This is a genomic window from Streptacidiphilus neutrinimicus, assembly GCF_000787815.1.
Lineage (GTDB): Bacteria > Actinomycetota > Actinomycetes > Streptomycetales > Streptomycetaceae > Streptacidiphilus > Streptacidiphilus neutrinimicus.
On sequence record NZ_BBPO01000139.1, the window covers coordinates 1 to 9,541 of the forward strand.

A 9,541-nucleotide genomic window follows, 5' to 3' on the forward strand; every position below is an offset into this window, starting at 1 on the left:
GCCGGTGGCCCCGCGTGCTGCTGGGGCAGCGGCACCTCCGCCGCCGACGGGAGCCCGGGCGCCTCGGCGACGATCTCGCCGTCCTCCAGCGGAGCGCGCTGCGGGCCGGGCTGCAGGCCCTGCGCCGTGCCGTCCGGCACATTGCGGCGGACGCCGTACCTCCGGTGGACCGCCTGCTTGGTCACGCCCAGCGCGGAGCCCACCGCGTCCCAGGAGAAGCCGAGCGAACGGTCGAACTCCACCGCGGCCGCGACCAGGCCCTCCACACTGTCGCGCAGCTCCTGCGCGAGCCGGACCGTCGGCGCGGGCGCCCGCCCGTAGACGACGAAGCCCGCGGCCGTCGTGGGGCGGCGCGGCCGGTAGACGTTGCCCAACTGGGCAGTCAGCGTGCGCAACGCGTCCACCTGGCGGCGCACCCGCTCGATGTCGCGGACCAGCAGATGGAGGCTGGCTCGGGCACGGGCGTCGTGCGTGGCGTGTTCGACCATGTCGTGTGTGCCTCTCGGACGGCGGTGGCGGACCGCGAGGGGGAGGGTTCCGGCGGTCAATCTCCTTTGACCAACGCCCGAAGTGTCGGATCGGTCACGATAGGGGCGTGCGGGAGGGCGCACAGGAGGCCGTACGGGGCTCGTGCCGCTCGTGCGCACCGTGCGAGTGAGCCCCTGCCCGGGCCCTCTAGACTTGATCCTCCGAGCATTCGAGGCATCTTGTGGCACCAGTGCACGGCCGCGCGCGGGTCCGCCGCCACCGGGGGAGGCGCGGCGCGGCCACCCTGCACGCACCCACCCTGACGACGGGAGTCCGCGCCGTGGCCATCCAGCCGATCCGTATCTTCGGCGATCCGGTCCTGCGTATGAAGGCGCAGCCGGTCACCACCTTCGACAAGGAGCTGCGGAACCTCGTCCGGGACCTGACCGAGACGATGAAGGACGCGCCCGGCTCCGGCCTGGCGGCCCCTCAGATCGGCGTCTCGCTGCGCGTGTTCACCTACCACGTCGACGGCGAGCTGGGACACCTGGTCAACCCGACGCTCGACCTCACCGACGAGCAGCAGGACGGCGAGGAGGGCTGCCTCTCGCTGCCCGGCCTGAGCTTCGACACCCGCCGGTCCTTCGGCGTCGTCGCGAAGGGCTTCACCATGCACGGCGACCCGGTGACCGTCGAGGGCACGCAACTGCTCGCGCGCTGCATCCAGCACGAGACCGACCACCTCGACGGGATCATCTTCATCGATCGGCTGGACCGCGAGCAGCGCAAGGCCGCGATGAAGGCGATCCGCGACGCCGACTGGGGCGGCGAGCCGGCCCCGCAGGTGCGGGTCTCCCCGCACAGCACCTTCGGCCGCGCCTTCTGAGGGACGCCGCAGCCGCAGCCCCCTGTGGCGGTCCCGTTCCCCGCAGCCCCGAGCCGCAGCACCGTTCCCCGCAGCCAGAGAAAGGCACTGGTACTCGCATGAAGTTGGTCTTCGCCGGCACCCCCGAGGTCGCGCTCCCCTCGCTGGAGGCGCTGATCGCCTCGCGCCACGAGGTGGTCGCGGTGGTCACCCGCCCCGACGCGCCCGCCGGTCGCGGCCGCAAGCTCGTCGCCAGCCCCGTCGCGCAGCGCGCGGAGGAGGCGGGCATCGAGGTGCTGAAGCCCGCCAAGCCGCGGGACCCGGAGTTCCTGGAGCGCCTCGCCGAGATCGCGCCGGACTGCTGCCCCGTCGTCGCCTACGGCGCGCTGCTGCCGAAGGCCGCGCTGGAGGTTCCGGCGCGGGGGTGGGTCAACCTCCACTTCTCGCTGCTGCCCGCGTGGCGCGGCGCGGCACCCGTCCAGCACGCGGTGCTGGCCGGTGACGAGGTCACCGGCGCGTCGACCTTCCTCATCGAGCAGGGCCTCGACTCCGGTCCGGTCTACGGCACGGTGACGGAGGAGGTCCGCCCGACCGACACCAGCGGAGATCTGCTGGGGCGGCTGGCGGACTCCGGCGCGCGGCTGCTGGTCGCGACCATGGACGGCATCGAGGACGGCAGCCTGGAGGCCCGCCCGCAGCCGGCCGACGGGGTCACCATCGCGCCCAAGATCACCGTCGAGGACGCCCGCATCGACTGGACCGCGCCCGCGCTCCGCGTCGACCGCGTCGTCCGCGGCTGCGCGCCCGCGCCGGGCGCGTGGACGGAGTTCCGCGGCGAGCGCCTCAAGGTCGGCTCGGTGCGGCCGATCGTGGGCCGGTCGGAGCTGGCGCCGGGCGAGGTGACCGTGCAGAAGAACACCGTCCGCGTGGGCACCGGCTCGTACGAGCTGGAGCTGGGCGACGTGCAGCCGCAGGGCAAGAAGCGCATGCCCGCCGGCGACTGGGCGCGCGGCGCACGCGTCGAACCGGGCGAGCGACTGGTGTAGACAGCGCGTCTGCGGCTTGGGGACGGTGCACTCTCCAGGGGCGCGAGGCTGTTGCACCACCTCAGGGCGCGAGGAACTGCGCGACAAGTCACTGACATGCGGATGCTCCTCGACGTGCAGGGCCGTCCGCACGCCGGTGGTTTCTCGCGCGGTTCCTCGCGCCCCTGGGGTGTTGCCTGGTTGCTCGCCAGCAGGCGGCCGCGCCCCCGGGGGCGGTGCAACCGGGCGTCAGCCTGAGCAGGCGCCGTCGCGTTTGGTGCCGGTGAGGAACTGGAGGTGGTCCGCGACCGTCCGTCAGCAGGTTGCCGCCGCCCATGCGGCATGATGGTCACGAGGCACGGCGTCCCGACGTCCGTGCATAGCAACCGTCAGCACCTTCAGGCACAGAGGTAGAGCCGACCCATGAGCAGCCCCGGCCCCGCGTCCCGTCCGGCGACGGCGAAGAAGCGCCCCTACCGCAAGCCGGCGCAGGACCCCGCCCGCCGGCTCGCCTTCGACGCCCTGCGGGCCGTCGACGAGCGCGACGCCTACGCCAACCTGGTCCTCCCGGCGCTGCTGCGCAAGGCCGAGCAGGACGTCGACTTCACCCGCCGCGACGCCGCCTTCGCCACCGAGCTCGTCTACGGCACGCTGCGCATGCGCGGCAGCTACGACGCGATCATCGCCGCCTGTGTGGACCGCCCGCTCAGCAAGATCGACCCGCCGGTCCTCGATGTCATCTCGCTCGGCGCGCACCAGCTGCTGGCGACCCGCATCCCCACCCACGCGGCCGTCTCCGCCACCGTCGACCTCGCCCGCACGGTGCTGACGGACGGCCCGGCGAAGTTCGTCAACGCGGTGCTGCGCAAGATCTCGCAGCACGACCTGGACACCTGGCTGGAGCAGGTCGCCCCGCCCTACGAGGAGGACGCCGAGGACCACCTGGGCGTGCTCTTCTCGCATCCGCGCTGGGTCGTCTCCGCGCTGTGGGACGCGCTCGGCGTCTGGCAGCCGCAGGCGGCCGGCCGCACCGCGATGGAGGCGCTGCTCGCCGCCGACAACGACCGCCCCGCGGTGACGCTGGTCGCCCGTCCGGGCCGCTCGACCGTCGAGGAGCTGCGCGCCGCGCTCGACGAGGACGCGACGGAGCCCGGCCGCTGGTCGCCGTACGCGGTCCGGCTGGCCGAGGGCGGCGACCCGGCCGATCTGCGCGCGGTGCGCGAGAACCGCGCGGGCGTCCAGGACGAGGGCAGCCAGCTGGTCGCGGCAGCGCTCGCCGCCGCGCCGCTGGAGGGCGGCAGCGACTCCGTCTGGCTCGACGGCTGCGCCGGTCCCGGCGGCAAGGCCGCGCTGCTCGGCGCGCTCGCGGCGGAGCGGGGCGCGGCGCTGGTCGCCTCCGAGGCCCAGCTCCACCGTGCCCGTCTGGTGGCCCGTGCGCTGGAGGGCAACCCCGGCCCGTACACGGTCATCACGGCGGACGGCACCCGCCCCGCGTGGAAGCCCGGCAGCTTCGACCGCGTGCTCGTCGACGTCCCCTGCTCCGGTCTCGGCGCGCTGCGCCGCCGCCCGGAGGCGCGGTGGCGCCGCCGGCCCGCCGACGTCGCCAACTTCGCGCCGCTGCAGCGGGGTCTGCTGCGCAGCGCGATCGACGCCACCCGGCCGGGCGGCGTCGTCGGCTACGCGACCTGCTCCCCGCATCTCGCGGAGACCCGCGTAGTGGTCCAGGACGTCCTGAAGGGCCGCGAGGACGTCGAGTGGATCGACGCCCGCGAGACGCTTCCGGGAGTCCCGGACCTGGGCGACGGCCCGGACATCCAGCTGTGGCCGCATCTGCATGGCACGGACGCCATGTACCTGGCGCTGCTGCGCAAGCGCCGTTAGGCGGTTTTCAGAGGCGCGAGGAACCGCGCGACGAGCCACCCACGCACGTGGCGCGCCGAACCCGCAGGGCCATCCGCACCGGGTGGTTTCTCACGCAGTTCCTCGCGCCCCCGGGGGGTAGGGCATGATGGCAACGAATCCGTGATCGACTCGAAAGTGCGTGAGATGCCCCAGATCTGTCCCAGCATCCTGTCCGCCGACTTCGCCCGGCTCGCCGAGGAGGCGGAGGCGGTGCGGGGTGCGGACTGGCTGCACGTGGACGTCATGGACAACCACTTCGTGCCGAACCTGACCCTGGGTCTGCCGGTCGTGGAGTCGCTGAGCAAGGCCACGGACATCCCGCTCGACTGCCACCTGATGATCGAGAACCCGGACCGCTGGGCGCCGCAGTACGCCGAGGCGGGGGCGGGGTCCGTGACGTTCCACGTCGAGGCCGCGGCCGCGCCGGTCCGGCTGGCGCGGGACCTGCGGGCGCTCGGCGCGCGCGCGTCGATGGCGCTGCGTCCGGCGACGCCGATCGAGCCGTACGAGGACCTGCTGCCCGAGCTGGACATGTTGCTGATCATGACGGTGGAGCCGGGCTTCGGCGGGCAGGCGTTCCTGGACATCATGCTGCCGAAGATCCGCCGGACCCGGCAGCTGATCGACAAGCACGGGCTCCAGCTGTGGCTGCAGGTCGACGGCGGGGTCTCGGCCTCCACGATCGAGCGGTGCGCGGACGCGGGCGCGGACGTGTTCGTGGCGGGCTCCGCAGTCTACGGCGCGGACGATCCCGCGGCTGCCGTCGCGGCGCTGCGGGCGCAGGCGCGGGAGGCCACGGAGAAGGCGCCGTGGGTGCGGAAGCTCTGAAGCTCCGCTGTTCGGCGGCCGCCCTTCGCTGGTGTTGTAGCTAACCACAAACCCATATGGACGATCCTCCAAGGCACGGCCGGTTTTCCGGACGCCGCCTTGTAGCGTCCTGCCATGAACCGCGCCGATCCGGACCGTAGGCTGAAGTCATGCGGTTCCTGAATCCGGTCACCGGCGAGCTGGACGCCCGTCCCTCCGCTCCCTACGACCTCACGTACGACGACGTCTTCATGATCCCCAGCCGTTCGGCGGTGGGGTCGCGCCAGGCGGTCGACCTGTCCAGCAACGACGGCACCGGGACGACCATCCCGCTGGTCGTCGCCAACATGACTGCCGTGGCCGGCCGACGGATGGCCGAGACGGTGGCTCGGCGCGGCGGCGTCGTCGCGATCCCGCAGGACATCCCGATCGAGGTCGTCTCCGAGGTCGTCGGCTGGGTCAAGCAGCGCCACCTGGTGCACGACACCGCCGTGACGCTCGCGCCCGGCGCGACGGTCGCCGACGCGTTCTCGCTGCTGCACAAGCGCGTCCACGGCGCGATCGTCGTGGTCGAGGACGGCAAGCCGGTCGGCGTCGTCAGCGAGGCCGACCTCAAGGGCGTGGACCGCTTCACCAGCCTCGCCGCCGTGATGAGCAAGGAGCTGCTGCTCCTCGAGGAGAGCGTCGACCCGCGCGAGGCGTTCGAGAAGCTCTCCGCCGGGCACCGCAAGCTCGCTCCCGTCGTCGACGGCCGGGGCGACCTCGTCGGCATCCTCACCCGCAAGGGTGCGCTGCGCGCGACTCTCTACAACCCGGCGGTGGACGCGGGCGGCAAGCTGCGGATCGCCGCCACCGTGGGCATCAACGGCGACGTGGCCGGCAAGGCCAAGGCGCTGCTGGAAGCCGGTGCGGACGTGCTGGTCGTGGACACCGCCCACGGCCACCAGGAGTCGATGATCAACGCGCTGCAGGCCGTGCGCGGGCTCGACCCGCAGGTGCCGGTCGTCGCGGGCAACGTCGTCGCCCCCGAGGGCGTGCGCGACCTGGTCGAGGCGGGCGCGGACATCCTCAAGGTCGGTGTCGGCCCGGGCGCGATGTGCACCACCCGGATGATGACCGGCGTCGGCCGGCCGCAGTTCTCCGCCGTGCTGGAGTGCGCGGCCGAGGCCCGCAGGCTCGGCAAGCACGTCTGGGCCGACGGCGGCGTGCGCCACCCGCGCGACGTGGCGATGGCGCTGGCCGCCGGCGCGTCCAACGTCATGATCGGCTCCTGGTTCGCCGGCACCTACGAGTCGCCTGGCGACCTGCAGACGGCCCCCGACGGCCGCCAGTACAAGGAGAGCTTCGGCATGGCCTCCGCGCGCGCCGTGCGCAACCGGACGGCCGAGGAGTCCAACTACGACCGCGCCCGCAAGGCGTTGTTCGAGGAGGGCATCTCCACCTCCAAGATGTACCTGGACCCGGCCCGTCCCGGCGTCGAGGACCTGATCGACTCGATCGTCGCGGGCGTCCGCTCCTCCTGCACCTACGCCGGTGCGGACTCGCTGGAGGACTTCCACCGCAAGGCCGTGGTGGGCGTCCAGAGCGCGGCCGGATTCGCCGAGGGCAAGCCGCTGCACGCCAGCTGGTGACGCTCGGTCAGTAGTCGGCCACCGCCGTCTGCCTGCTCGCCTCCCGCATGGCGCGCGCGTCGCGCAGCGGGGTGAGCAGGCAGCGGCTCATCATTCCGGTGGAGCGGTCGAGCGCGCCCGCGGCCGCCGCGTAGGCCTCCGGCGTGCCGCGCAGCTCCCACAGCATGCGGGCGGAGGCCCAGGCCGCGTCGCGGGCGGCGTCGATGCTCCACGAGTCCAGCAGGTGCAGCAGCGGGTCCGCGACGTCCAGCTCCGGCGGCAGCGCCAGCAGCTCCTCGCGGACCTGCTCCTCCACGCCCGCCAGCAGGTCGTTGACGCGGTGGAAGTCCGCCTCCAGCTCCTGCGGCGGGCAGTCGAGGCTGCGGCAGGAGTCGACGACCGAGAGCGGCAGGTCGTGCTCGATGTGGCTGTTCATGCCCGCCAGCGCGAACTGGACCGGGCGGATGCCCGGGTGCAGCCGCAGGTCGAGCAGCGGCCGCCAGCACGCGGGCGGCGCGTCCGCGCCGAGCGCGCCGAGGAAGCGGTCCGCGAACAGGGTGTCCAGCCGGGCCACGTCGGCGGGCGAGCCGAAGTAGCCGTCCTCGCCGAGCCGCCGTACCACGGCGTCAGTGACCTGGAGGTACACGCCGCCGAACACACCGACGCCGTCCCCCGGCGGCAGCCCCGACACGGCGTCACCGAGCCGCGCCGCCACGACGGCGACGGCATCGGCGGGCGCGGTGCTCAGCTCCATCCCGTCAGCATCGCAGCCGGTCCCCGCCTGCGGCGATCCGCCGCGCGGGTGGCCCACGGCCCGGACCGGCCGGACTGGCCGGACTGGTCGGAGCGGCTGTCGGCGCGGGAGGTCACAGCGCGCCTGCGTCCCGCGCTGTCCAGACGGACGGGTAGACCGGACGCCAGCCCAGCTCGTCGCGGAGCGAGAGGTTGGAGGCGATGCCGTTCCACGGGTCGGGGTCGACGGCGTCGACGTTGGCCTGCGGGAAGGCGGTGCCGTTGAGGCGGTGGATGTCCCAGGCGGTGACGGGCGCGTCGTCCGCGGCGTTGTAGCTGCGGCCCTCGATCCCGGGGGTGCGCAGGGCGCGGAAGAGCGCCAGGGCGACGTCCGCGTGGTGGACCATCTGGAGCCGTCGGTGGGCCGGCCAGTCGGCGATGAAGCGCCCGGCGTTCGGCAGGTGCGGGTCGCCCTCGCCGTAGACGAAGGCCAGGCGGACGATCACCAGGCGCAGGTCCGCCAGGGCGGTCAGGCCGGCCTCGGCCTCCGCCTTGGAGCGCGGGTAGACGCCCCAGACGGCCTCGGGCTCCGGCCGGTCCTGCGGGACCGCCGGACGGCCCCGGCCCGCGCCGTAGACCAGGTTGGTGCTGGCCTGGACGAAGCGCCGCACGCCCGCCCCCGCGGCCTCCCGGCCCAGCGCGATGGCCGCGTCGCGGTTGACCGCCCACGCCTCCTCGTCCGGCACACCGCGGAAGGCGGCCGCGACGTTCACCACGTCGTCCACTCCCTCCAGAGCGCGCTTGCGGTCGTCGGCGTCGCGCAGGTCGCCCAGCACGGCCCGTGCGCCGAGCTCGGTGAAGTGCCGCGCGCTCTCCTCGCCACGCACCAGCACCCGCACCCGCACCGTCTCGTCCGGACGGACCCACTGCAGCAGACGCGGCACGAACCGCCGTCCGACCTGCCCCGTCGCGCCCGTCACCAGAATCGTCATGGTTCTGCTCCGTCGTTCGGTCGTCCGGGCCTCGTGGCCCTGTGACGACCACTCTGTCGCCGCCGCGCCCGCGGCGGGAGAGACCTGTCGATCGGGGGACCGGCGATCCCTGGTTACCGGCCGGCCCGCGAGGGATGCTGGGACGCATGGACCGACCCGTGGACCGCGCCGCACTCGCCGACTTCCTGCGCCGCAGCCGGGAGCGGCTGAGCACCGCCGACGTGGGCCTGCCGGACGGCGCCCGCCGCCGCACGCCCGGACTGCGCCGCGAGGAGGTGGCCGGGCTCGCCGGGATGTCGGTGGACTACTACACGCGCCTGGAGCAGCAGCGCGGACCGCGCCCCTCGCCGCAGCTGCTCGCGGCGCTGGCCCGCGCGCTGCGCCTGAGCGACGACGAGCGGGACCACCTCTTCCACCTGTCCGGCCAGCAGCCGCCCCAGCACCATCACGTCGCCGACCACGTCCGGCCCGGCCTGCTGCTGATCCTGGACCGGCTCTGGGACACCCCGGCCCAGGTCATCTCCGACCTCGGCGACGTGCTGGTGCAGAACGCGATGTCGCGGGCGCTGTGGGGCGACGCGACCTCGCGGCCGCCCGAGCAGCGCAACCTCATCCGGCGCTGGTTCGTCGAACCCGCCGCCCGCGCGGTGATGCCCGCCGAGGACCACGAGCGCCTCGGCCGCTCCCACGTCGCGCACCTGCGCGCCATCGCCACCGCCCGCCCGGAGGACCGCCGCGCGGAGCGACTGGTGGCCGAGCTGCTGGTGCGGTCGCCGGAGTTCGCCGCCTACTGGGCCGAGCACGACGTCGCGCAGCGTCGCAGCGACGTCAAGCGCATCGTGCACCCGGTGGTCGGCCTGCTGGAGCTCTCCTGCGAGGTGCTGGTCACCGACGGCGGCGAGCAGCAGCTGCTCGTCTACACGGCCGCGCCCGGCAGCGCCACCGCGGAGCGGCTGGAGCTGCTCCGCGTCGTCGGACTGCAGGACCTCGGCGTGCAGGACCCCGCCGGACGAAGCCTCGACGCGCAGGGCTCCGTGGGGCGCTGACCGGCGGCGTCGGCGGCGTCGGCGGCGCGCACGGCCGCACGCTCCCGGCCGCGCCACCGCGCTCCGCCGCACGGGCCGAGGCGCTGCTCGGCGG

At 74.0% G+C, this 9,541-nt stretch carries 9 protein-coding genes; 6 read left to right on the forward strand and 3 right to left on the reverse strand.

Annotated elements, in window-relative coordinates; genetic code table 11:
• On the reverse strand, positions 1-488 hold a 488-nt coding region (locus TR48_RS37335; RefSeq protein WP_052443372.1), incomplete at its 3' end, for a hypothetical protein.
• A 320-nt stretch (positions 489-808) separates the two neighbouring features.
• Here TR48_RS37335 and def point away from each other — a divergent pair.
• From def to TR48_RS37360, 5 genes are all read left to right on the forward strand, one after another.
• Positions 809-1,354, forward strand: a complete 546-nt coding sequence (def, locus tag TR48_RS37340; RefSeq protein WP_042375159.1) for a peptide deformylase — start codon at positions 809-811, stop codon at positions 1,352-1,354.
• Between the two features lie 98 nt (positions 1,355-1,452).
• Positions 1,453-2,379: a methionyl-tRNA formyltransferase gene (gene fmt / locus TR48_RS37345; RefSeq protein WP_042375162.1), complete on the forward strand. Its 927-nt coding sequence runs from the start codon at positions 1,453-1,455 to the stop codon at positions 2,377-2,379.
• Between the two features lie 402 nt (positions 2,380-2,781).
• On the forward strand, positions 2,782-4,239 hold the full coding sequence (locus TR48_RS37350) for an RsmB/NOP family class I SAM-dependent RNA methyltransferase (protein ID WP_042375165.1): 1,458 nt from the start codon (positions 2,782-2,784) through the stop codon (positions 4,237-4,239).
• A gap of 165 nt (positions 4,240-4,404) precedes the next feature.
• Entirely contained in the window at positions 4,405-5,088 is a 684-nt protein-coding gene (gene rpe, locus TR48_RS37355; RefSeq protein WP_042375167.1) for a ribulose-phosphate 3-epimerase, read from the forward strand.
• A gap of 149 nt (positions 5,089-5,237) precedes the next feature.
• Positions 5,238-6,698: a GuaB1 family IMP dehydrogenase-related protein gene (locus tag TR48_RS37360; RefSeq protein WP_042375169.1), complete on the forward strand. Its 1,461-nt coding sequence runs from the start codon at positions 5,238-5,240 to the stop codon at positions 6,696-6,698.
• Between the two features lie 7 nt (positions 6,699-6,705).
• Here the strand turns inward: TR48_RS37360 and TR48_RS37365 are convergent, their stop codons facing one another.
• Together TR48_RS37365 and TR48_RS37370 are read right to left on the reverse strand one after the other, a co-directional pair.
• A complete protein-coding gene (locus TR48_RS37365) occupies positions 6,706-7,431 on the reverse strand; it encodes a DUF5995 family protein (RefSeq protein ID WP_042375170.1) in 726 nt (241 codons plus the stop codon).
• 112 nt (positions 7,432-7,543) lie between these two features.
• A complete protein-coding gene (locus TR48_RS37370) occupies positions 7,544-8,401 on the reverse strand; it encodes an NAD-dependent epimerase/dehydratase family protein (RefSeq protein ID WP_042375173.1) in 858 nt (285 codons plus the stop codon).
• A 158-nt stretch (positions 8,402-8,559) separates the two neighbouring features.
• On the opposite strand from TR48_RS37370, the gene TR48_RS37375 reads away from it, so the two are divergent.
• The gene (locus TR48_RS37375) at positions 8,560-9,447 is read left to right on the forward strand and encodes a helix-turn-helix transcriptional regulator (protein WP_042375175.1); all 888 of its coding nucleotides are present in this window, start codon (positions 8,560-8,562) and stop codon (positions 9,445-9,447) included.
• The last annotated feature ends 94 nt before the right edge of the window (positions 9,448-9,541 follow it).

Coding starts and splice junctions, on each gene's coding strand:
- fmt (WP_042375162.1), top strand. CDS start 1,453: ATGAAGTTGGTCTTCGCCGGCACCCCCGAGGTCGCGCTCCCCTCGCTG.
- TR48_RS37350 (WP_042375165.1), top strand. CDS start 2,782: ATGAGCAGCCCCGGCCCCGCGTCCCGTCCGGCGACGGCGAAGAAGCGC.
- rpe (WP_042375167.1), top strand. CDS start 4,405: ATGCCCCAGATCTGTCCCAGCATCCTGTCCGCCGACTTCGCCCGGCTC.
- TR48_RS37360 (WP_042375169.1), top strand. CDS start 5,238: ATGCGGTTCCTGAATCCGGTCACCGGCGAGCTGGACGCCCGTCCCTCC.
- TR48_RS37365 (WP_042375170.1), bottom strand. CDS start 7,431: ATGGAGCTGAGCACCGCGCCCGCCGATGCCGTCGCCGTCGTGGCGGCG.
- TR48_RS37370 (WP_042375173.1), bottom strand. CDS start 8,401: ATGACGATTCTGGTGACGGGCGCGACGGGGCAGGTCGGACGGCGGTTC.